This is a genomic window from Methylobacterium sp. V23 (genome assembly GCF_002917135.1).
Classification (GTDB): Bacteria; Pseudomonadota; Alphaproteobacteria; order Rhizobiales; family Beijerinckiaceae; genus Methylobacterium.
Genome location: NZ_PDHT01000049.1, coordinates 1 through 23,058 on the forward strand (window position 1 = coordinate 1; position 23,058 = coordinate 23,058).

General features: G+C 61.1%; 15 protein-coding genes. 3 read left to right on the forward strand and 12 right to left on the reverse strand.

Going from position 1 to position 23,058, the window contains the following annotated elements; genetic code table 11:
* Positions 1–26: 26 nt before the first annotated feature.
* From CRT23_RS25260 to mobF, 4 genes are all read right to left on the reverse strand, one after another.
* Positions 27–1,694: a recombinase family protein gene (locus CRT23_RS25260; RefSeq protein ID WP_245436578.1), complete on the reverse strand. Its 1,668-nt coding sequence runs from the start codon at positions 1,692–1,694 to the stop codon at positions 27–29.
* 142 nt (positions 1,695–1,836) lie between these two features.
* A complete protein-coding gene (locus CRT23_RS25265; protein ID WP_103712307.1) occupies positions 1,837–2,490 on the reverse strand; it encodes a hypothetical protein in 654 nt (217 codons plus the stop codon).
* Between the two features lie 47 nt (positions 2,491–2,537).
* On the reverse strand, positions 2,538–2,729 hold the full coding sequence (locus CRT23_RS25270; RefSeq protein ID WP_103712308.1) for a hypothetical protein: 192 nt from the start codon (positions 2,727–2,729) through the stop codon (positions 2,538–2,540).
* Positions 2,722–5,439 carry a MobF family relaxase gene (gene mobF / locus CRT23_RS25275; RefSeq protein ID WP_103712309.1) on the reverse strand — a complete coding sequence of 906 codons (2,718 nt, stop codon included), beginning with the start codon at positions 5,437–5,439 and terminating at the stop codon, positions 2,722–2,724. The genes CRT23_RS25270 and mobF overlap by 8 nt, the downstream gene beginning before the upstream one ends.
* Before the next feature lie 189 nt (positions 5,440–5,628).
* Here mobF and CRT23_RS25280 point away from each other — a divergent pair, with 189 nt between their 5' ends.
* The 3 genes from CRT23_RS25280 (at position 5,629) to CRT23_RS25290 (ending at position 8,859) form a co-directional block, all read left to right on the forward strand.
* Positions 5,629–6,513 carry a hypothetical protein gene (locus CRT23_RS25280; protein ID WP_146056511.1) on the forward strand — a complete coding sequence of 295 codons (885 nt, stop codon included), beginning with the start codon at positions 5,629–5,631 and terminating at the stop codon, positions 6,511–6,513.
* Between the two features lie 350 nt (positions 6,514–6,863).
* Positions 6,864–7,040, forward strand: coding sequence for a hypothetical protein (locus tag CRT23_RS28705; RefSeq protein ID WP_181017463.1), 177 nt, complete (start codon positions 6,864–6,866; stop codon positions 7,038–7,040).
* 355 nt (positions 7,041–7,395) lie between these two features.
* Positions 7,396–8,859 (forward strand): type IV secretion system DNA-binding domain-containing protein, encoded by a 1,464-nt coding sequence (locus CRT23_RS25290; RefSeq protein WP_181017464.1) that lies wholly within the window; start codon positions 7,396–7,398, stop codon positions 8,857–8,859.
* Between the two features lie 476 nt (positions 8,860–9,335).
* On the opposite strand, the gene CRT23_RS28710 is transcribed toward CRT23_RS25290, so the two are convergent.
* From CRT23_RS28710 to CRT23_RS25325, 8 genes are all read right to left on the reverse strand, one after another.
* Positions 9,336–10,823 (reverse strand): hypothetical protein, encoded by a 1,488-nt coding sequence (locus tag CRT23_RS28710; protein WP_181017465.1) that lies wholly within the window; start codon positions 10,821–10,823, stop codon positions 9,336–9,338.
* A gap of 30 nt (positions 10,824–10,853) precedes the next feature.
* On the reverse strand, positions 10,854–11,342 hold the full coding sequence (locus CRT23_RS28100; RefSeq protein ID WP_146056512.1) for a hypothetical protein: 489 nt from the start codon (positions 11,340–11,342) through the stop codon (positions 10,854–10,856).
* A gap of 434 nt (positions 11,343–11,776) precedes the next feature.
* Positions 11,777–14,326 carry a hypothetical protein gene (locus CRT23_RS25300; RefSeq protein WP_103712314.1) on the reverse strand — a complete coding sequence of 850 codons (2,550 nt, stop codon included), beginning with the start codon at positions 14,324–14,326 and terminating at the stop codon, positions 11,777–11,779.
* Between the two features lie 170 nt (positions 14,327–14,496).
* On the reverse strand, positions 14,497–16,647 hold the full coding sequence (locus tag CRT23_RS25305) for an SUMF1/EgtB/PvdO family nonheme iron enzyme (protein WP_103712315.1): 2,151 nt from the start codon (positions 16,645–16,647) through the stop codon (positions 14,497–14,499).
* Between the two features lie 671 nt (positions 16,648–17,318).
* Positions 17,319–18,287, reverse strand: coding sequence for a hypothetical protein (locus CRT23_RS25310; protein WP_103712316.1), 969 nt, complete (start codon positions 18,285–18,287; stop codon positions 17,319–17,321).
* Positions 18,284–19,432, reverse strand: coding sequence for a toll/interleukin-1 receptor domain-containing protein (locus CRT23_RS25315; RefSeq protein ID WP_103712317.1), 1,149 nt, complete (start codon positions 19,430–19,432; stop codon positions 18,284–18,286). The genes CRT23_RS25310 and CRT23_RS25315 overlap by 4 nt, the downstream gene beginning before the upstream one ends.
* A 350-nt stretch (positions 19,433–19,782) precedes the next feature.
* The gene (locus CRT23_RS25320; RefSeq protein ID WP_103712318.1) at positions 19,783–20,190 is read right to left on the reverse strand and encodes a hypothetical protein; all 408 of its coding nucleotides are present in this window, start codon (positions 20,188–20,190) and stop codon (positions 19,783–19,785) included.
* A 291-nt stretch (positions 20,191–20,481) separates the two neighbouring features.
* Positions 20,482–22,986, reverse strand: coding sequence for an ATP-binding protein (locus tag CRT23_RS25325; RefSeq protein ID WP_146056513.1), 2,505 nt, complete (start codon positions 22,984–22,986; stop codon positions 20,482–20,484).
* Between the last annotated feature and the right edge of the window lie 72 nt (positions 22,987–23,058).

A 23,058-nucleotide genomic window follows, 5' to 3' on the forward strand; every position in this document is an offset into this window, starting at 1 on the left:
AGAGCGTTGCCCTCCGAAGGCAAAGGTCACACGTTCGAATCGTGTCGGGTGCGCCATTTCCGTCCAAAACTGCGAACCATGGGCGCGGCTCCGGTTTGGTTCGCCGCCACGGCCTGCTCCAGACTGGTTTTGTCACCGACAATGCGGATGACGGTGTCGTCCACCTCAATGCGGTCGACGATTGCCTGCAGCCATGCCTTGCGGAACGGGATTGCGCCTCCCGTGACGTTCTCGCGCATTAGCCGGCCGAACTGCTCAATCAATTCCGGACCGATCACTGCGGGCGGCTGTTGCGCAACGCGGATACGATCAAGGGCGGTGCGCGCACGGTCCCGGTCGAGCCGCAAACCGGCGAGGCGGTCGCGCAGGATGTCGTCGAGTTCAGTGAGACCGTCCTCGATCAGGCCGTAGAGCCGTTTCAGCTTGTCCTCGGCCGTTCGCAACTCTGTTTGCAAGGCAGTGATCCGCCCGTCGACCTCCGCCGCCTTCAGCGCCCTGCTGGCCCACAACGACGCCAGCGTCGCTGTGAGCCGGTCCGGCTGAAGAAGCCGCTCGACGAGGTTGTCGACCACCAGCGTGTCGAGCGTGTCCATGCGGATCGCCCTGCCCTTGCAGGCCGACTTGCCCATGCGCCCGCTGGTCGAGCAGGTGTAGTAGCGATGCACCTTGCCCGAGCGCGAGGTGCCGGTGCGCAACGTCATCGGGCCGCCGCAGGTCGCGCAGGTGGCGAGCCCGGTCAGCAAAATCGGGCCGGTCACCACGCGCGGCGCCGTCACCCGCGGGTCGCGCGCCTGCAGCGTCGCGGCGACCGCATCGAATGCGGCGCGATCGATGATCGCCAGCACCGGGATGGTGATCTGCTCGGCCTTCGGCTTCTCGCACAGGGTTTTCGAGTCGCGTCGGTTGAACACCCACTCGCCGATATAGACCTTGTTAGTCAGGATGGTGTGGATTGTCGCGACACCGAAACGGGCGCCTGAGCGCGTGCGATGCCCGCGCTCGTTCAGCCATGAGACCACCTTCTTGATGCCGAGCGGTCCAGACGTCCCGTCACCCTGCAGGTACAGACGGAAGATCAGCTTCACCGTCTCAGTCTCGACCGGATCAAGGACCAGACGCTTCTTGATCCGAGTGCCGCGGCGCTCGACCTCCTGCGTCCGGTAACCGAGCGGAGGCCGGGCGCCATTGTAGAAGCCTTGCTTGGCGTTCTCCTTCATCGCGCGCAGGACGTGCTTGGCGTTCTCGCGACTCTGGTACTCGTCGAACAGGGCGATGACCTGGCGCATCATCACCTGGGCAGGGTCGTCGCCAAGTTCCTGAGTGGCCGAGACCAGCCGCACGCCGACCTTGGCGAGGCGGCGCAGGTACATCTCCAAGCCGAAGGCATCGCGGAAGAAGCGGCTGTAGGAATGGACAAGGATCGCGTCGAAGGGGTGATCGCCGTCGCAGGCCCGCTCGATCATCTTCTGGAACTCGGGCCGGTTGTCGTCGGTGGCGGAAGCGCCGGGCTCGACGTACTCGGCGATCAGCGACCAGCCCTTGTCGCCGCAGAACGACAGAAGCTTGTTTCGCTGGTCAGGGATAGACAGGTCCGACTCCGCCTGTCGTCCCGTCGACACGCGGATGTAGGCGGCAACCCGCAGTGCTCCGCCATGGGCCTGTACAGCGTGGGACTGGCGGATATGCATCGTCATACGGATCACTCGATTACGCTGCACGGAGTCTGATTCGTTCGCGGCGCGCTCTCAAGAGGATACGGCCAGCAATCCCGGGATTTTCCCGGCGCGCCAGAGGCGCGACGGGAGGATCTGCTCGGAAGCCGATCAGGTCGTGTCGTTATAGTGCACCTCTCCCCGAGATGCTGGCCCGGAACGCGTCATTGTAGTCCTGAGCGGCAAGAAACATCGCGGCATAGCGGGCCTGCCATTTCAATGCGTACAGGTGTTCGCATTTCCAATCCTGCCCAATGAGGTATTTCGCATGGATGCGAACCGCGTCTCTCCTGTTGCATCGAGCGAGCGGTCCGACGTCGAACTCGACGAAGCGTGCGACGAGGTTCGCCCCGAGCAGGGCGACGATCTTCTCGGCATAGTATTCCTGCGGATGCAGCCAGTCGTCCGGCAGGAACTCATGGCTGCGGAAGGCGCGACCGGTCGCATGGATCGCTCCCTGGAACAGCGCGTCGGCCAGGAGGGCCGGACTGGCATAGGCAGCGCCGTCGATCCAGATGAGGACCTTCTGCCCGGGGACGATGAGGGTACCGCTGAGCCCGTGAGAGGGCCGCAAAGCTTCGTCACCGTGGATCGGCACCAACTCGACCTTGAACCGAGCCAGCTGATCGCACAGCCGGCGAATGCCGGCCGTGTCGACGGCGTCGAGCGCTTGATCGTCGCGACAGTCCTCAATGTATCCGCGCATCATCCGATAATGTGTCCGCAAGTTCGGCGGCTCGGCCGGACCGTGAAGCTCGATGTTGATGGTCTTGTCCATGAAAGAGTTCCTCTCCGCTTTTCAGGCGATGCCGCTTTCCGGCACCCTCATCCGCGCAGCTTGCGCAGGATTTCGTCGATCTGTGCGCCGAGAAAGGTCTCCAGAACATCGAGTTCCTGTTGACCGATCGTCGAGGGATCGAGTTGTTCGAGAACGACCTTGAGCCGATTGTCGGTGCTTCGTGAGGGTCGCTTTCGGCTCCCGACCGAAGCCGCGAGGGCGCGGACAGGCTCACGCATCGAGCGTGAGCCCTTTGCCGCGTCGGCGATCCCGCGACAGCCGACCGGCTTCCGGCTGTGCCTGCGCGACGGCAGATTCGAGCAGGTCGTTTGCGTCCTGTCGGGCTTGACTCGCAGCAGCGTAGTCTAGTGTCGAAGCCTTCTCGCCCGAGCGGGCAAGCAGGCGTGTCAGCGCCGCGCGCCGTTCCTCGGGTGAAACGGGGCGTACTCGCTCGCCTAGGGAGCGATCCTGTCGAACCGCGGCGGCAAAGCCAGCGACGTCCACGAACAGACGTGTCGTCTCGCGCGCCCGACTCGCCGCAACGAAGATATCGTGTCGGTCGAACCCGGCATCGACCCAGACCAGGGCCTTGTCCGTGGTTAGGCCCTGAGCCCCGAAGCAGGTCGTCGCGTACGCGTGACCGAGCCGCACGCGGCCTCGGTGATCGGCCAGTGCGTCGGGCGCGAAACCGACCTCGCGATCACCGACCCTGGCCGTCAGGCGCAGCCCCGTTCCGTCGGGACCGTCGTGCCGCTCGATCCCGGTGAGGATGGCTTCCGTCCCATTTATCACGCCGATTGCATCGAGGCGGGCGAGGAAGCGGATGCGGTCGCCGATCGCGAGACCGAGCCGGTGCTCGTGACCCGATGCGGTGACCGCGCTCAGGCTCGCGGTATCCTCAGCCGCAAGCCGGTGCTCGCTCCGCAGGCTCTCGCGCGCAGCCGCGTTCAGCGCCAGGACTTGCCCGTTGGTTCGCGCAATCAGGACCGACTCGGACGCGGTCTGGATCGGCCCACGCGCCGAGGCCCAGCAGGCAATCATCGCCGTGATGGTCGCGCGGGGGCCTGCGCACTCGCTGATGACGCCGTTGCGATCGAAGAGCGCCAGGGCCTCCCCCGCACGTCCGGCGCCGAGATGGGTCACCGCCTCCCGAGCCCAGGCGTGACGCTGACGCACGATGGTGTCGACGCGCTGCGTTCCGATCGCGTCGGCGACGATGCGCAGGCCCGGGCCACCGATCGGCTGCAGTTGCTTTCGGTCGCCGACGAGACGCAGCGCCACCTGCTCACCCCGAGCTCGGGCACGCTCGACCTCCTGCAGGATCCGATGCAACTGCCGGCTACCGGTGAGGCCCGCCTCGTCGATCAGAAGAAGCGTCCGATCCTGCAGGAAAGCGCGGCCCTGATCCGCGCCAGCCAGCCAGCTATCGATGGCGCGTGCCTCGATCGCGAGATCATCGCGCAGAGCGTGGGCGACCTTCCAAGCTGTAGCCGCACCGATGACGCGCCAACCGGATTCCTGCCAAGCCTGTGAGACAAGCGATATCAGCGTCGACTTGCCCGATCCGGGAGTGCCCTCGATGATCCTGAGTACTGGGGCAGCGGCGGCAAATCGCGCGGCTTGCGCCTGTTCCAGGTTGAGGCCGGCAAGGTCTAGGAGTTCCTCGACTCGCGGCGCAGCTGGAGAGCCGTCGACGCTGCAGACAGCAAGAGCTAGCGCGGCGGCCTGAAGCTCGCGCTCGACCGCGATCATCTCCGGTGTCGAATAGACCGGGTGCGGCCAGCGCGCGTCGTACCCAAGCGCCACGGCCTCGCCGGCCGCGACGAGCCGATCGACCTCGGCCGCAGCGCGCTCGGTCCCCGCGCCGGTGCCGACGAGAGCCGCAGCGACGGCGGCGATCAGATGCCGGTGCTCGAACAGGCTCTGCGTCTGGGTGAGCGCGCCTGGGACCGCTTCGACCCTCGCACTGATCAGGGCCTCCAGATCTTCATGCGACAGCGCAGGCCCCTCAATTCCTTGGTCGAGGGCCGCTTGCAGCACCGCCTCCGGCGCGAAGCCGCGCGCGGCGGTGCGCTCCCGCCAGAAGGTGTGACGATCTTCGCCCGCGAGTGCCGCCGGCTCCTTGGCCCGACGGGAAGCGCGCGCCTTGGCCGCTGCGAGCGCCGGAGCCTCGGCACTGCTGCCGATGCCAGCCTCGGCGAGCTCGTCCTCGATCTCGTGTCGGCGCGCCGAGAAGTACGCACACAGGTCGCGATCGACGCCGGCGACCTCGAACAGGCCGTTGCTGCCGGTGGGCTCGACCGCAAACCCGATCCGCTGCAGCCCTTGAGCGAGCTCGGCGTGGTAGACGGCACCAGCGGCCATCTTCCAGGCGAACAGGGCCTTGCCGTCGAGGGCGCCGAAGCTGCTATCCGCCCGCTGCGCCAGCGACAGCACGCAGGCGTGGTGATGCAGCGCGACGTCGGCGAAGATCAGGCCGTCTTCGTGCTCGGCCGGACGTGCCTCGCCATGCCGGAACAGCGCGACCGTGAGCTTGACCGGCTCGCGGACGCGGCCGCCCTTGCCGCGGCGGCAGAAGGCGGCGTTGCGGTCGAGCAGGCGGATCGCTGCCGCGACCGCATTCTCCTGCGCGGCCTCGACTGCCGTCCGCATCTCCGGATCCGCGAGCGTCCAGAGCACGGAGACGGATTTGGGAGCGCTAAACGTGATGTCGTAGCCGCCGACACGCGCCGTATGAGCGCAGCCGTTGGCGAGCAGCGGGCGTCCTTGCTCGTCGCGAGCTGCATGCATGCGCTCGAAGGATGCGCGTTCGACTTGCGTGCCGGCGTCGAGGCCGAGACTGGGGCCAACGGTCAGCCATCGCCCGGCGGGCTCGCGGCCGCCCAGATAGTACTCGGCTTGAGCAAGGTAGTAGCGCGCTGATGTTCCCGCTGCGATCGATGCGACCATGACTGCTTCCCGGATCGGAAGCAGCTCAATAACCGCGCTTTCGGGGGCGGCGCCTGGATTGTGAGAATGAAAATCTGGCCGCCGACCCGATAGATTTTTCGGTCTGCAATCTGAGCCGACCCGCCGAAACCGGTGTTTGATCCGCTTTTCCCGCGGGTCTCCGGCCGCGGCGCTGACAAGGAGCAGTCGATGCCAGTCAAACTTCAGAAGGTCGTCCAGCCCTCCGGCAACACCGACTCACGGATGTCGTCCGCCCCGACCAGCGCTCGCCCGCAATTCGTCACGGTGGCGAGCGGCAAGGGCGGCGTCGGCAAATCGACGCTGGCGACGCTGATCGCCGATCTCTGGACGCTGGCCGGACTGTCCTACTGTCCGTTCCAAGTCGACGACCAGCGCAGGCTCGAGGCGATGCTCGGAGCGCGCGTCGCCACCATCGTGCCGGACTACGAAGCCGCGATGCGGGCACCTCGGGCGCTGACCGGCCCCTTTGCGCCGCTCTACGATGCCTGCGCCGCCGCGCCGCGGACCGGCGCGTCGGTGCTGCTCGACGTCGGCGCGAACCGCGTCGAGCTGGCGGCGCTGTGGGCACGCAAGGCCGAGTTGCAGGAGGATCTGAGCGCTTGGAGCATGCCAGCCCTCGTGCTGGTGCCCGCGTTGGTCGAGAGCGAGTCGTTGCGTCAGGCGGCCGGAACAATCCGTGCCTTCGCGGGAGCCCTGCCGGAGGCGACGATCGCGTTCGTCGAGAACCAGCGCGACGGACGCTTGTCGGACCTCAAGCCGCGCTCGGGGGCCGTCACGGTCTGGAGATCCGAACTCGCCCCGCTCCTCGATGGGCCCGGACGGCACCACCTCACGATGCCGCTGATCGAGGCGGATGCCTGGAGCGCGTACGAGAACCACGCGCTGCGGTTCATCAAGGCCATGAGCTTGGCCCCAGTCGAGGCTGCAGCGCTGCTGGGTGAGGAGATCTCCGAGGCCAAGATCATGCGCTCGGCCGTGACCGCGTTCGTGCGCACGATGCGGGCGGAACTGGCGCCTCTGCTCTCGGGCGTCGTCGCCCCGGGCGACGCGTGATGTCCGCCGGTCGCGGCCAAGGTCGGCCTGAGGAGAATCGTCAGCCGCAGTCGAGCGATCCTGCCTCGCGCCCGCCGCGATCGGGATCGCCGCATCGTGCGCTCGAAGATGCGATCCTCGACGAGGGGCGGATCGCCCGCCTCGCCCTCGCGCGGCGGACCGCGCACGAGGCGCTGACGGATCCCAGGACCATCACTGCAAAACGCCTCAGCCGCCTCGGACCGGACGGCCGCGTCCGGTTCATCCAGGAACTGCGGCGGGGAGTGCAGACAGCAGTGAGGCATCACTTGACCGAGAGCGGGAGCCATGCGGCAGGGTCGGATCCGGCCAGGGTTCAACCGCGCCGGAACGTGAAGACCGCACAAGAGGTCGCGTCGAAGCCGAGCGTCGCGCGGATCGAGGGCTGGTGGCGGTCATGCCGGGAGGACGCTCCTGGTTTCGAGGCCCGGGCACGACGCTGGGGCTACGCCACTGGAGCGATGATCGCGGCAGCCTGCCTCGTCCTGCTCCGCCTGACCATGTTCTGACCACCCGAAGGCCCGAACCCGAACGCCGACGTCCTCGGGACGGCTGCAAGTTATCATCCTCGCCCAGGAAGCCGTAATGTTTGCCTTCCTCCAACCTAAGCTCGGCACCGCACCGCATCGTTCGCGAGCGCCGTCCGTGAAGACGGCCCTCCTCACCGCTACCGTGATCACGGTCGCGGTGCTGCCGGGTCTGACGCTCGCGGCGTTGCCCTACGACAGCTTCTTCGAAGGATCAGAGCGCATCCCTCTGCGCCACTTCTTCGCCTACCTCGATTACCCCTGGGTCGAGTTCAGCCTTCAGCGCCGGGCCGCTCTTGCCCTCGTCTGCGCGATCGGCGGCGGGCTGGTTGCCGGCTTGCGCGCCTACCGGACCACGCCGCTGAGCGATTGCGGCTTGGTGCAGCCGCATACGGATGAGCCCCGGCACCACCGAGACGAGGATGCCGGTCGCGCACTGACCAAGCGGCTGACGACGCAGTATGGCGCCTCTCGTGGGAAGGGCCTCTGGCTCGTGCCGGGCGTGCGTCTCCCGCCCGAGGCCGAGGGACTGGGTCTGTTAATCGTCGGCGATCGGGGCTCGGGCAAGTCGAACATCCTGCGTGCGCTGGCGAGCCAGGCCATGGCTCGCGGTGACCGCGTTCTCCTGCATTGCGTGAAGGGCGATGTGGCCCAGTCCTTCGGACCCGATGAGGCAGTCTTGATCGGCGCTCATCATGCAGACGGCTGGGCCTGGGATGCCGCTACCGACCTCATCGGCGACGCGGCCTATATGGATCTGGCCGCAGCCGTCATCCCAATGTCGGAGGGCGGCGCGTTTTGGGCGCTAAGTGCGCGCGCGGTGTTCGTCGATGTCCTGCACGATCTCGTCGCCGAGCGCGGCCGGGCCTGGACCTTCATGGATCTGTTCCTGCGTCTGCTCGAAGAGCCAGACGCGATTCAGGCTCGGGTCGCCCGGCTCGATTTCTCCGCAAGTCCGCTGCTTGGCCAAGGCGAGGACGGGGTCGGCAACACCACCTTCGGGATCATGGCAACGCTCTGGTCCGGTGCACTCTCCGGCCTGCGCCCGCTCGCCCTCGCCTGGGCCCTTGCGCCGCGGGAGCGACGCTTCTCGGTCAGGCGCTGGCTGCGCGGGCACGGACCGCGCACGGTCATCCTGCAGACCGCTCCCGAGTACGAGGAGCTGTCGCGGCTGGTTTCGACGATCCTGCTCGGCCGTGTGCTGGTCGGCATCAGCGATCCCAGCCTGCCGGTCAATCCGAAGAGACGAATAACGCTGCTGCTCGACGAGTTCGCATCCCTGGGCCGGATCCCGCGCATCGAGACGGCTTTGGCGCTCGGTCGGGAGAAGGGCTTGATGGTCAACGCAGCCGTGCAGAGCCTCGCTCAGATCGTTGCCGTGTACGGCGCCGAGAGCGGACAGGTCGTGCAGGATCTCTTCCGACTTCGGATCTTCTCGGCACTGGCCATGGGTGCCTCGGCGGATCGGGCCGAGGCGCTGATCGGACGGCGGACGCTCGTCTGGCGTGAGCGCAACGACGAGGCCGGACGCAAGGGTCCTTATCGTATCGAGCGCGGCGAGCGGCCGCTGTTGTCGACGACTTCGTTGACCCGCGATCTCGGTGTTCGGCTCGTCGGGACCGATCCGACGGATGCGAGCCACAAGCGCCTGCGCGCTGCCATCACCGGTCTCGGCGACGTCTACGAACTCGACTGGCCGCTGACGATCTGGCCGAAGAAGCGTGAGGGCTACGTCGCCGCGTCATGGCTGACCGCGTCACGAAAGGCACGCCGCAACGGATACACGGCGTCGGAGTCATGAAACGGTTGTCGGCAAGACGGCCATCGTTGCGGGAACCGAGCGAAAGCCGGCACCAGCCTCGGGTGCAAGGTCGCGATGGCGTCAGGCACGTACCGCTCGGGTCGGATTGGCGGCGCCGCGGGGTCTGTGATCAGCGTATGGGGCAGATGCGTCTCGCTCGGTGATCTCCGGACCCGAGCGTGAGAGCGGCCCCGCTTGGAGACCAGGAAGCCGTAGGCGGCGATGCATACCGGCACGCTGGTACAAGTCGCGCGCTTCGCTCCTCAACCGACCCGTCCGGAGAGTTCGGTCGTTTCGAACTCCGTCGCGACAGGAACTATGTCCAGTTGGTATCGCTCGTGCCGGGTGACTGCGCCCGAGAGGGCTCCACTTCGTTTCCAGGGTCGAGAATTGGGTCCGATGTCACCTGCGTTCGCAGCCGCACCGCAAAGGATGGTCGCCCGCCTACCATCTCATGGCGGCGGGCGGCGCAACTTTCATATGGCATACAGCCCGCGCGGCGAGATCGATCGCGCGTAGGCTTGAAGCTCCTTCAGACCCTCCACCGGCAGCAGAAGAGCTGGTCCGACGAGGCTCACGCGCTTCCTCGCGAGATCGACTTGGGCACCCGTCCCTCGATGGCCCTGATCGCTCAGTTGATAGGACATGTCGAACGACTCCGCACGATTGATAACGTGCGTGGCCGCCCTCTCAACGACTTCCCATCCGGACTTTCCGAGCAACGACTCGAAGATGGCGAAAGCCGACCACATGTCGGGGTCATCGAAGAGGGCTTGCAACGCACGCGACGGTCGGCTGAAAACGGCCAAGACGTCTTCGGCGATTGCAGAGTCGAGCTCGACGAAATTGGTGCGCCGTAGCAACCCTGCCCAGTGGGCGAGGCGTTCTATCCTCAGTCGCTCGCTTTGAAATGTGTGATGCGGAATGGCGCAGGTTCCGCCGTAGAAGGCGACCAGTACCCGATCTGCAAACGTCGGACACCAACGCTCAATCGTGACGTCATTCTGCTCGGGATCGATATCGTGCAGACCTTGTATCTGTCTTTTAAGCTTCAGATCCTTGCGCGCGTTGATCCTGCCTTCGTTGCGGTCGGGAGCATGCCTCCCCGCGAAGTGTCTGCGAACCGACTCGGCGGCCAGTCTCAGCCTCATGATGTTCTGGCACATGAATAGCGCGAGCGCGGGCGGATCGAAATCATCCCGACGCGCCATGAAGCAATCTGTAATTTCTCGCCGAAACTGACCTTCCAACTCGGTGGGGGGCAGGTCGTACCAACGAAGGCCGGGCTGGCGACCGTTCGAGAGAGCGGAGTCGGGGATGGCTGCAACAGCAGGATAGATGGTCCGACGACCTGAGAAGTCATCGCAGCCGAGCCAGAAATCTCCATCGCGAGTAACCCTGATCGCACTATCTCTATCTCTTCGATTTTCTCTGGATCCACAGACAGGATAAAGGATCTCTCCGACCTTGTTCTGCAGCCATTTCGGCAATGTATCAGCGGGCACAATGTTCTGAATTGCCATCAGAAGGGCTTCCGTCTTCGCCGTAAGGCCGTAGAAGCCATCGTAGTTGCACTTCAGGGCGTGTGTTCGCTCCTGGGTCGTTCCCAGACGACCTTCCTGAGGAATCCCGGCTGTTGTCTGGTTTGGAGCTCGTCGATAGCCATCCTCCAAAAATACGGCTTCTTCCGCGGTTGTCTTAAACGGAGTGCAGGCCATAATATCAGCCTGGGTCAGAGGCTCCAATCTAATCACCCGGTGGCGAGGCCAGATATCGGTCCTGACGCGCGCTTTGATATTCTCGAAATCAGTTTCTGCAATCTGATCATGATCATAGTAAACAACGCATTCAAGGCTGCTCCGAGCGGAAAGAATGACTTGTTCGTCGTTTATTATCTCGTATTGCTCCCAAGAGCGCAATTCGCAAATTTCGTTGTCGGCCAATGGATCGGATCGGAAACCCACGTCGATGTCCTTCTGTCGAGAGAAACCGCACTAAGTATTGTTACGAGCGAGGCGTGCTCGAACCGCCGCGAGTTCATTATCGGTGGGTTCCGGACCCATCGCACGCTCGGACCAATCCTCGCACGGGCTGCATGGCGGTTCGGCGGCCTCGAAAGTGTTCGGTCTGGATGCCGCAACCGCATCTCGCTCGCTGCCGGCCTTGAGCGAGAGCGATGCCATCGTCCGCATCTCGGTTGCCGTCTTCGAGAAGGCCTGAGGATCGGAAAATCGGAGATGGCGGGCAGCCCGTGAAAAGCTTGCACGAAGTTGATCGGCCGAGATGGCATTTCCATCCGGCCGGCGCGCTCCCGCCTCGGCAAGCAGGCGCGCGAGGCCCGACCAGCGCAACTTCGCTGCGCGCGCCTCTCGTAGGAGCGGCAGGTGCCGCGCAACCACGACGTCCAGCGCGATCGGCTGCCCCGCCAGAGTCAGATCGGAGGCGAACTGTGCCAAGCCCGACCGAAGTTGGTCCGTGTTCATGAGCCTCTGCTTAAGGCTCAATTCTTCCGATTGCCTCGCTCAGTCCGCTACAATTCGAAGCAATCCGAAGCCGTTCGGATTGCTTCGAGATGCTTCAAAACGTTGAGAAAATTATGCACACCTGTGCACCCTCGGTGCGATGGGAGCGAACTTTGCGCGACACGTGAGCTGAACTCACCGGCTGGCTTTAGACCGGGCTGATTCAGAGGATCAGCCGGGCCAAGGGGAGCCGAGGATGGAGCGGATCCAGGCGCGCTCGTAGGCTCGACACGCGGCTGCTCAGGACTACTGGCGCTCGGTATCATCGCGCAGCTGGACTTGACAAGGCTCCACCTGACGGCGGCCTCTAGCGATCATGATTCCACATCAGCCGCTCGACAATTATTGCGTCCTCGTGCGGGTAGCTGATGGAGACGAATTTGCGAACCGAGCCGTCATTCTAGTTTCTCGACATCCTCCGGAACAGCTCTAGGCGAGACAGCTGCCAGATCGGGCTCGAGCATCTGCGCGGCGAGCGAGCCGAACCAGGTCTTGACGTTCGGCGGATGCCCGTCGCCGGGAACCAGAGCCGGTGAGAATAGGCCCTCGGCGACGTGGACGCCAAGTTGCCGGTAGGCCTCGAATTGCTCCTCGTCGAAGAACTGATCCAAGGTCGTCTGGTGGGGGAAGTCCGGCTGGAGCAGGCGGTAGCGCTTGATGATCTCGGCCTCGTTCCCGGTGACCGAGAGCTTTAGGTAAAGGATCAAGCCATCGCCAGCCTCCTGGGTTGCGGTCTTCGGGTAGCGGACGTGGACCATCATGGCGTGGGTTTGGCTGAAGCGGGTGGTTAGATCTGGGCGCAGGTCGCGCAAATCTGGCTCCATCCGGATGCCGAAGTCGATCTGTGCATGGCGCACGAGCGTCAGGTGCCCCTGGAACGTGCTCAGAGGGTCGGCCTCACCGTCGACCGAGATGATGAACTTGCAGCGCCGTCTGAGCAGCTCGTAGATGCCCAAGTTTTCGATGTGGCCGCCGTCCGAGAGGCTGAGCCAAGCGGCCGTTTCACTCATCCCGACGCCTGTCATCTCCCGCAACAGACAGGCGAAGCCCGGCACGGCGAAGAGCGTTGTGGCACCGGGACGCCTGATCCAGTAGTTCAGTCGCACGTTGAGGAAGCTCAGAAGCGAGCTGAGGCTCGGGATAGAGCCGAGGCCCATCTGCGGCGAGACTGCCGCGCCAGAAATCGCCATCGCGGTGGCGAGGTCCATGCCGCGCCGGCCCGCGCGCCATTCCGAAGTCGGCCAATAGCCGATACTGGGCGAGCCGCACCAAGCCTTCGAGAACAGGAAGAAGTCGCTGCGCCGCTCGCGCAGCGCTGGGCTGGTGCCGGCGGGCAGATCGGCCGCCGCGTTGATCAGGTGGTAGGGCGCGTGCCCCGTGGCGTTTGTAGCAGCGAGGTCGACGTCGTTCGCGTCGTTCGGGTCGCGCCGCACAAAGGTCCGCGCCAAGCGGTCCCGGTAAAGTCGGTGCGGGCCTGTAAGGTTGATATCGAGCAGGACGAAGGCGATCAGCCCGAGTGCGATAATGAGGAGGCCGAGGAGGCCAGGGCCTCCGTAGCGCCGCGGGTCGAACAAGAGGGCGTCGGCATCGGCATCCACATGGCCGAGCCTCCACAGCCCATAGGTCGCCAGCACTGCGCCAACGGGGACAGCGATGCCGCCCAGCACGAGCGCTGCCTTAAGCAATGCATTGCGCGTCGCCGTCTTGCGCAGGACGGGCAAGAAGCGCAGCAGCGTCGGCGCCGCCGCCGCTGCTGCTGCAGCGACGCCAGCGACGGTGACATTCGTCGTCCATCGGATGCCCTCCAGGTGCAGGGCCCAGACAATGAGCGCGAGGACGGCGACAGCGGCCGCGAGCAGGACGACCCAGGCCAGCAGAGGACTGTCCCGCTCGTGCCTGCGCAGGCTCACAGCCTGTACCACGACACCGAGGAACAGGCCGGCGCCGACAAAGAAGAACACCCAGCGCCAGGGAACTACCGACAGGGCCGGACCCGCCGCGAGCAGCACGAACGCGCTCAGCGCGACGAGGAACAGAGGCGCCGTCCAGTTCAACACCATCCCAGCCAGACCCGCGACGACCATCGCCCAGCGTTCCTTGAGGTGGTCGGCCGAGAGGTACTTGGCGTGCTGGCGCAGGTAGCGCACCGCGTCGGTGTCCGGGCCGTGCGGGGCAGCGACCGCGGACTCGCCGGCCGGGTCGTCTAGCTGGCGTGTAAGGAAGGCGCCGACGTAGCCGCCGCCCGAGACGGTGCTTAGATAGTCGACGTCCCGCAGAAGCTTGCGGTCGGCTAGGACCTGGATAACGCCAAGGCAGAAAGAGGCGGAGCGGATCCCACCTCCGGACAGGCCGAGGCCGACCGCGTTGACCGGAGGGGCCTTGGTCTTGGCTTCGCCCCGGCGCAGACGGATCGCGGCGGTCTCTGCGGCGCTGATCTGGGCCGCGATATGCGCCGGGATCTGCTTGTCGGCCGCTAAGCCGAAGGGTAGGTCCGCCATGAGCTCAAGAAGGCCATCCTCGCTGAAAACCGGCGGCGTTAAGGCGTCGTTGCGCTCCGTGCCATAGGCCATCATGTGCAGGGCGTTTGCGAACGTGTTGAGCTTCAACTGGACGTCCGCTAGGTCGGCCCGGAACGCGTCAGCACCATCCCGGGAGGCGAGCCGCCCATCGGCGTGGGCTCGGTGCCACTTCGCCGTTACCGGCCGCAGGTCGACGTTGAGCATGTCAGTGGTAGCCTGGGCGAAGCGCTCACAGCCCGGGTTGTTCTTCATCGCCGCGCGGGCTTGCGCGAAAACCTCCCATAGGCTCTCAAGCGCCCGCGCCTCAACGCCGTACTGGTAGGGGAGCGGCTGTGTTGAGATTCGGGTGCGCAGTTCGCAGAGTAATTCGTGTGCCGCAGCCGCGTCGGCAGCCGCTCCGTCAGCTACTACGTCCCTGCTGCTCATAATTCCCTCCTTGATCGGTACCCTGATCTGCGTCCAATGATTCCTCTTACACGCGGCACCTCGTGTATGAGCCGATAGTGAGCCCAGGATAGAATTTATGCTTATATAGCAGCCGTTTTACACAAATCGCATTTTTATTTAGTGTTTTTGAGGGTATCGCTTATAGGCAACTATTGCAGCGCACGCGACGGCCTAACGCCGATCGAATACTCTCTAAAACTAGGATCTATCTTGTTGCGAGTCGAAATTCTCGCAAGCTCTATTTCATAAGCAAAACCTCCGCCACGGTCGACAACTTCCTTCGAAAGGGACTCTCGCAAGCCGTCTCCTTCACGCGGATCAATTATGTACTCAGAATAGTGGTCTCTACACCATTCGAATACATTACCGGTCATGTCGAAGAGGCCGAAACCATTGGGAAGAAATTTGCCAACTTCTGAGTGTATCATGTAAGGATCGGTGAAATTTCCGGCGGCAGATGGCCAAATCTCCTTCGCCTCGTTCCCTGCGAGATTGGCGAACCGGTTAAGCTGAGACTCATCCGATGTACCTGCATAGAGCATACTTGATCCCGCTCGGGCGGCGCGCTCCCATTGAGCTTCAGTAGGTAAAGCGAGTCCTAGTTGATGAAGAACTTGTGTAGCAGCGTGCCATGATATCTGCTCGACCGGATGCATCAAATTCACTACTTGCTTGGAGCGTTTGTTCAATCCAGGCGGATAAAAACTCGGGTTAGGTTCGTCCGTTGAACGCAACCACTGCCCTTGAGTCATTTCAAATTTTGAGATGAAATATGCTAATAGCCCGACCTCGCGAACCGGAGACTCATCGTCCCTTGCGCCCGGATCGTAATTCGGCGCCGCTATATTCTGCTTTTGCGCGCCCATCCAAAACTTTCCCGGAGGGACGAGGATGAGGATGATACCGGTATCGGAACTTCTTATCAGTTCACCACTGCTGTCTCTCCGAGTGACCGCTCCAGAATGGGATTGCCAATGGAGAAATTCCTCCAGTTTAGATTCTGGGTCGGGACCAAGTGGAATAAGTCCTAATTGTGGTGTAATAGATAGCCCCTTGTAGAGCGGATTTAAATGAACTCTCGACATGGCATCCTCCCATGCAGTTTGCCACTGAATAATAGTCGCATCTCTAACTGCCGTAGACAATTCGCGCCGCCTTGCAATTGAAGCTAACAAGCCACGACTAGTGTATCCAAAAACCTCAAGCTCAGACACCAGTTGCGCGAGAGCGTCGTGGCGAAATTGTGCGTTATAATCACTAAATTTCCAGGTTCTACGCTTATTAGCGGCGGTTTCCAACATGCTGATACTGGAAGACAAGGTCTCAATTCGCGCTTTGATGTCATTCCACTCTTCTGTTGTCGGCCGGCGTTGCAGAAGGGTCTCAAGATAATCACGGTCCCTCCGCGCCAAGCGTAGTTGCTCTGATTCGACGCGGATTTCGACCGCATGATCCTCCGCCGTGTAGGGATCAGCGCTTGCTCGAAGCTTTTGAAGGGCGCTTCTGTGTGAAGGCAGCCGCTGAGCAAGATCTGCGTACTTCTCTCGCCACTCATCCAGACGGGTTACCAAGACTGGGCTGATGGGCCAAAGGACATCCGCCTCCGCGCGTGCATTCGACAAACGCCTGCTATCGGCCAGCCGCTCATACTCAGAAAGCGCCGAACTTGATCTCTGGTACAAAAAGACAGCGATGCCTAGCAGCAGAGCGAGAGTGGCAGATACGCCGTTGCGGATCCACAGCGCGCGTTTAAACAGACGAATTTCCTCGCCCATCAAATCTTCAGGAGAAACATCCCGCAGTCGAGCAGAAATAGCATTTATCGATCTTTTGAACTTTATATCTTGCAGACTGAGCTGTGACTCGTTATTTACATAAGACAAATCAATAAAAAACGGTATATAGCGAATATATATTTCTAAATACCTAGGTAAAGCGTCCGTTTCATCCCAATCAATTTCTTTCGTTTCTTCGTTAAAAGCGATACTACCCTGAGATAAAACTATAATAAGATTGTCTTTGCGCTTTAGATCATGGCACCAATATAAAAGTTCGTCTTTGACCCAGACGGATCTGGCTGAGTCGGGATCGGCAATGAGGATCAAAAACTTTGACTGACGCAGCGCCTCTTTTATGACCTCCGGAAGTTCGTTGTTAGGAACAATCAGATCTTCGTCGCGAAAAATACGGGGCGGCAGGCGCAATATTGGCCATGCATATGACTTGATGCTTGAGGCCAATCGTGACGCAAATGGAATATTGGATCCATGTTTATATGATATAAAAGCAAGGAATTTCATTCTAAGGCCTGCACGAATTAAATATTATAAGACGGTTGATTGCGAATCTAGCGATACCTTCGAAATTCCATGTTTGCATTATTGTATTGAGCAATCAGCCAAAATCTTGGCAAGAAGCTATATTTTATTTTCGATCTGGCAGAATATAATATAAAAATGCCGACCAGCCAGTATGTAATCGCTGAAGCATTGAGCTTGAAACCTTGGAAGCGGTGCCGAGAGATGTACCAGCTTGTTGTCCTTTGCAGTATTAGCCGAAAGCGTGGTGGTTCTCAACACGCCGGGATCGTTATGTGATCATCTCGGTCTAGATTTGTAGGTCGAGCACGTCCAGATCAATGTAAAGCAACAGCATCTGGCGGCTAAATCAAATAATAAAATACTCGTCGATAATGACACGCCGTACTGGTCTTCAGGGTAAAAATGGGGGCAAGAAGTGGCACATTTAGCCTTGAATATGCAATCATTAAGGTTTGTTGTGGTGGAGTTAGAGCGCCCGGAGTTTTGAGCGGGCGCCGTATGGAGAAACGCCGGTCAGCCGCGCGGTGTCGACGGCAATGCGAATGGCGGCCTAACCCTCAGCCGACCAAACGGCCCATTATCCGTTCGAGCCGTGCCCTCTCATCTAGCGACGGTAAGGTCGCTGTCGTAGCTTGTTGCCACGGTGAGGATTAGCGGCTTGGCCGCCGGTGTTTGCTCGCTGAGCCGCCAGCCTTGGACGGCTTGGGCTCGACGTTCCCTGTGGCATCCGCCGCTGGCGATTCTGTCCAGGCCGCGATCACTTCAACCGCGCAGAGGGCGGCATGCTCCGTCCGGTCGTCGGAGGCGATGCTTCGGAGCCGCGCGCGCACATGATTCGGGATTTGCTCTGTCAGACCCGCGACCACATCCATTGCCGGATCGTAGGTATCGGCCTGAGGTCCGCGCGGGACGCGTTCCGACGCGTCCAGTAATCCGAGGGCGATCGCGACGTCTCTGGTGCTCCCTCCGTAGGCCGCCAGCGGCACGTAAGCCTTACCAGCCTGCAGCGTGACGATAGCCTCATCCGCGATTCCTGGCATGACGCCCTCGTAACGGTCCGCAGTGACATCGAGGAGCCCCATCTTGCCGCCTAGCGAGACGCGGCCCACTGCGGCTGTCGTCGCGATCCGCCTGGCTTCTGAGAAGGCCTGCGGCGCCGGCGCCGTGGGGAAACCGGCCAGCCAATCCGATAGGGAGGCGTCGTCCCCGAGCACAACCTGGCCTGCGCCGGGGTCGACGATGAGGGTTCCCGTGTCGGGATACACCCGCCGCATCCTCCCTCCCACGACGAAGACTGTGTCGGCCGTTCCCCGGCTCTCCGCCAGCCCTGCCCTGAACGTTTCGAACGATGTCCGCCGCACTACGGGCTCGGGAACGACGTGGACGAACGGGGTCATGCTTCGCCCAGCGTAGGCGCCGGCGAGGTGTCGGAACAGCTTGAACGTCCATCCATCCGGGCGAAGGTCGCCCGCATATTGGATCGTGGCCCCGGCCCTGATCAGGACCGCACAAAGTGTGAACACGGTCCTTTCAATTTCGCGGGCCGGATACCCCAGCTTCGCGCGGTCCGGCGCGTCGCTGACAGAGATGGCAACGACCTTGCCTTGGAGGATGGTCATCTGACCTCACTGAGTGTCGCGAGCCTCAAGGCCGGGGCGAGCGCCGTCGCGCGCTCGAGAATTTCGCGCTCGAGCACGCTGATCGGCGGATCCGGGTAAACGATCAACGACAGGGACGGCACGGCTTCCACCACATCGAACAGCTCGGGCGGCCGCGGCAGGATCAGCGCGCCCGATCGGTCCACTTCGGCGAGGGCGAGCGCCCGGGTGGCCTGCGCCTCGAAGATGTCGCATCGAAGGCCCTCGGACAACGTCTCGACGAGCAAGCGCTCCACCCAGGTGGTCTCGCCTTCCTTGGGCGTGATCCGAACCCGTGGGAGGTTGGCGCCGTACGGGTAGGTCCGGCTCGTCCTCACTTGTCCTACGTCTGCAAGGACGATCGGACGCCTCGCCCGCTTCGCAGTAGTCAGCTCGAAGACGCACCACGGGCGCGAGTCGTAGACGTCCGACACGATGGCCAGCAGGGTTCCGCCCCTGATAGCAGTGTCGAACTCCGCGGCGAAATCGTCGCCGGGTGACAGCTCCTTCGCGTCGTAGAAGGTCTGGAGCGGCACATCCTGATCGGTGGCGTTCACATAATCGACAATAGCCCGCGCTGTCTTGTCGCCGTCGGCCTTGGCGTGGCTGACGAAGAGGCGCTCGGACGCCTCCCCCCGGCCGAGCGTGCCGCGCAAGTGCTCCCGAACAGCGTAGAGGAGATGCAACAGCAGTCGGGCCTCCCTGGCCTCGATGGTTGGCAGGGCCTGCCAACGATCACGGCGCGCATACTGAAGATTTTCGTCGGATGACAGGAAGGCATGCCCACCGGGACTACCGAACGGCACGTAAAGATCAGCTTCGCCTCGGATCTCCATCGCCGTGCGAACGTCGCCGACATAGGTATTCCAAACGTCGCGGGCGAGGTGCGAGTAAAGGTCGTGCAGAAAGACGATGACGTTATGGGCGGCCTGACCCAGGTCGATCGGTCTCGGGTGCGATCCGGCCGGCTCCCATGGCTCGCTCCGGAACCGCACTGGAATCCGGTGCGCGACGCCATCGCGCTCCATCCCAATCCCATCGAAGTGCCGCGATATCAGCTCGGCGACGTGGGCCCCCTCCGCTGAGCCTGGGGCCCACAGCACATAGATGCGAACAAGATCGATCATCGTTGAACCTTCGCTGGCCGTGACGCTTCGCCGGCCGCACGGGAATCGACCCGAAGCTGCGCCTTCGAAGCACCGGAGAGCATCCTCAAATCCTCCCGACAGGTCCACAGTTGCCCGGCATGGCGCGACGCGGGCATTCGGATGCGGCGTTCACTGAAGCCCCGCGCGCCCCGTCACCGAGAGCATCGTCCCGAAAGATGCAGAGGCGGCGCATGCCTGGAGGAGTGCGACCGGCCGCAGCTTAACCCAGGAGGACTGTTCGTCCATGCTGCTCTGGCGCGATTACCATGACGCAGCCCGGCCAACTGATAACATCGGCCGTTCGGGTTTCATGGCACTCTCTCGGTCACTCAACAGCCAGGGAGCGCTATCGCGTCCCGGCCGCATTGATGACGCGGATCCTCGGCTTCACATGCCTCGGGGCTGTCTCGATAGGCATCTCGGGTGCAGCCGAGGACCTCGCAGCCGCCACCAGCGCGGCTCTCGCCCATCACGATCAGCCAGTTCTGACCACGGTCGGCGAACGTTCCGCATTCGAAGGTCGTACCGTCGGTTGCTCCAACGGCCCCGATGTTCAACAAGTGCGCGCGGACCGCCGCAAGCTCAAGCGGAAGGGCGGTGACGAAGAAGGCGAAGCGTAGCCGGCGCAGGCCCGCTTCGGTCCCGATGTCGTCGAGGGTCCGGTAGCCGCCTCCCTTCGACGCGACCGTCGTTGCGACCCCATCGCTGTCAAGATCCATCGCGGTCAACAAAGCCAAAGTTTGGCGCGGCGTCCCTACTGGCAGCGCCGGCTGGAACACGCGAGAGGCCAATGTACGGGTTTCTTATAAGGATCTCGGGGTTCCTCGGTCAGAGGGTGGGAGTTCGCTGCGGGAGCGGCGCAATTTTCGAAGCCGGGTTAGCGGCGGGTACCACCCCATTCGCGCTCGGGCCGATGCCAAGACTCCGGCCTTGGCTGATGTTGTTACAGCCAAGGAGCTAAGAATACCCGTCCAACTGATCTTAATTTTGACCGCATTGATCAAATTGATTGACAGAGAGGTCACATCTTATTTATGCTTACTTACCGTTAATTTGAGAGCAGGCTGAATTATTTCTTTGCCGGACTCAATTTTATCGCGCTCGGACGATGGCCCGGTATATTTACCAAACGTATGACTCCCTAAAGGCTCAAAATTCAGCGAGAACCCTCTTTGAGCACATAGCCTGTACAAGCATCCAGTGAGTGAATTTGGCATATCCTGATCTATGCCAATAAGATGAAACCGCTTCTCCCTATGTGAGCCGACGTTCCAGGCTTCGAGTACCTTCCCATACAGATGTAATTCATCTGGCCTAAGATATGACCGGTGATGACTCGAAATTTCCAACATTATTGCATCTATCTCAAATAATTCACCTTCTTCTCGGCGCGGATTGACTGGCGTAAACACATCTTCGCCTGATATGAGCATGTCAGCGACTGCTTCAATAGATACGAAATCCCGGTTCAGCAATGCTGTTGCAATCGGTAGGGGGTCTCCGCCGAACATACAAATATTCATTGATGCAATATACTTGTTGCCGGGCAATACATCTTGCTCTGAAAGCTTTACCGCTTGATCACTCGCCCAGGCTGCAATGGCTTCGCTCGATGGCAACAAGGTGCCAGCGCCCCTGCGCGGCCCGTCGGGTTCACGTCTAAGTGAACCTATGTAAGCTTCTGACATGCTCGACACAGACCGTGAATGCCCCCCAGCCGCAAACCCCCCAATGTTATCGAGTCCAAAGCTTCCGTTTGTGGTGTTGATTGCTGCAAGCCCGATCGGCGTACCGTCCGATGCCGGAATAATAGCTAGATTTCCAAGCACTGTACTGAAATAATTGCTAATCGTGTCATGCTTCCGATGGCTGTTTAAGATTACCTTATCTAGCCACGCTGCTTTATCGCCTTCAGCCCACTGCTGTTGGTGCGCGCATATAGACGTCTGATTGCCATATTTAACATAAACGTCACAGTCCAAAGTAGGGCATAAGTGAGCAATGAGATCCGGTAGAGATATGTTATCTCTTTCTCTCTGTTCCCGATCAAAAACAGTCATCATAGATTCGATTCGGTCGCGCTTCACACGTAGCTCGATCTTAGTATTTACCGAAGCACGCATTGGGGTTTGTGCGGGAGCAATGATAGGTCTTAGCTTCAGTGCATCTCGAAATATCAACGACTTTACAGACTCGCGGGATGATTTGCAGTTAACTGATGTGACCGTAATATGGTCCGACACCATAAATACTGAAAAGAAGCCGATTCCATACCGCCCAACCTGAGAAATCTTGGAACTGATTAACCCAGGGAACTCACGCATCAAAGCGTCTGAATTCCAGAAGCTTTTGCCAAACTCAAGCAACGGTCCAACTAATACGCCCTCAGACATACCTATTCCATTGTCTTCGACTGATAGTGTCTGGATACCGTCAGCGTCGGGGTCTGATATGGAGACGTCTATGCGGCCCCGGTATGCTTCGTCCTCTTCATGGACGCGACGCGCTCTGATCGCATCTGAGGCATTCTGAATTAATTCGCGGAGGGGTACGATTAGGTCATGCCCGTAGAGGCCGAATCCCCCAAACAGGCGAACTATATTATCAACATCTGAAATCTTTACTTCAGCCTTAACCGGGCTCCAACCTGTCGTTCTTATATGAACTGCAAGCTTAGACGGATCTCCGGCTACGTCTATCCTGTCAACTATAAATATTGGTATTGCCCTATTCTTCATAAATTGATAGCAGTCTCCTAATTCCTTGTTTGCTAAAGAGATAAGGTCATACGCAACCCACCAGGCGTCAGCATCGGGCAAAGCGAAATTTCTCTGGGAGGTAAAAATAAGCTTTCCAGGGGCTTCGCTGCCGACCTCGACCACCGGTTGCGCCATCTGCTGTGCTAGCCAGTGAAGGCGGGAATACCCGGTTGGATTATGTAATGCTAATTGGAAATGAGGGGTTCGTCTTTGATCGATCTGAATCGCATCTGCACATCGCAATAAGCATGCGATTTTAAGGGGATTCACTTTCCAGTCGGGAGGCAGATACCCTGGAGCTCCCTGAATCTGCGGGATTCTCTGTTCAACCTTAGCCAAGCTCCAGTTGTGACTTTCTGCGATTTGGCCGATAAGATCCGCCAGATCTGTCCTGAGTTCTTCATCGTCGAGGAGGTATTGATCGGTATCGTATAGTGGATCTGAAATAATGCGAGGTGCTTGCTCTGCATGTAATTGTCTCGCGGTTGCGAAGACCGCATTTTTTATATCAGCTGGCTCTGCCTGACTAAGGTCAACATCAGCAGATGTACCTCCTGTTCGATCCATTAATACTTTTGTCAAATTGTCTCTGTAGGTAACGCTTTGCTTGAGCTCCCTCTCGCCGCCTCTGTAAGTTGATAATGCGTGACCGGTGTCGTGAATGATGACGACTGCACCAAATATAAAGCATTCTAACGCATTTAAATCGTAATCGTTGCCGACAAGTTGGTGCGCGCGATCCCACACAGCGCACAAATGATTCTCGTCGTGCAATGTTAGGCTCTGGACCCATAAGTTTGGCTTAGCAGGTGTGTCTGTGATTCCTTCTGGGTGGAGGAGGCGCCG

Excerpts from the sequence above, each read along its gene's own strand:
- CRT23_RS25260 (WP_245436578.1), bottom strand. The coding sequence starts at position 1,694 with ATGACGATGCATATCCGCCAGTCCCACGCTGTACAGGCCCATGGCGGA.
- CRT23_RS25270 (WP_103712308.1), bottom strand. The coding sequence starts at position 2,729 with ATGCGTGAGCCTGTCCGCGCCCTCGCGGCTTCGGTCGGGAGCCGAAAG.
- mobF (WP_103712309.1), bottom strand. The coding sequence starts at position 5,439 with ATGGTCGCATCGATCGCAGCGGGAACATCAGCGCGCTACTACCTTGCT.
- CRT23_RS25300 (WP_103712314.1), bottom strand. The coding sequence starts at position 14,326 with ATGAGCAGCAGGGACGTAGTAGCTGACGGAGCGGCTGCCGACGCGGCT.
- CRT23_RS25305 (WP_103712315.1), bottom strand. The coding sequence starts at position 16,647 with ATGAAATTCCTTGCTTTTATATCATATAAACATGGATCCAATATTCCA.
- CRT23_RS25315 (WP_103712317.1), bottom strand. The coding sequence starts at position 19,432 with ATGATCGATCTTGTTCGCATCTATGTGCTGTGGGCCCCAGGCTCAGCG.
- CRT23_RS28100 (WP_146056512.1), bottom strand. The coding sequence starts at position 11,342 with ATGAACACGGACCAACTTCGGTCGGGCTTGGCACAGTTCGCCTCCGAT.
- CRT23_RS25310 (WP_103712316.1), bottom strand. The coding sequence starts at position 18,287 with ATGACCATCCTCCAAGGCAAGGTCGTTGCCATCTCTGTCAGCGACGCG.
- CRT23_RS25280 (WP_146056511.1), top strand. The coding sequence starts at position 5,629 with ATGCCAGTCAAACTTCAGAAGGTCGTCCAGCCCTCCGGCAACACCGAC.
- CRT23_RS25265 (WP_103712307.1), bottom strand. The coding sequence starts at position 2,490 with ATGGACAAGACCATCAACATCGAGCTTCACGGTCCGGCCGAGCCGCCG.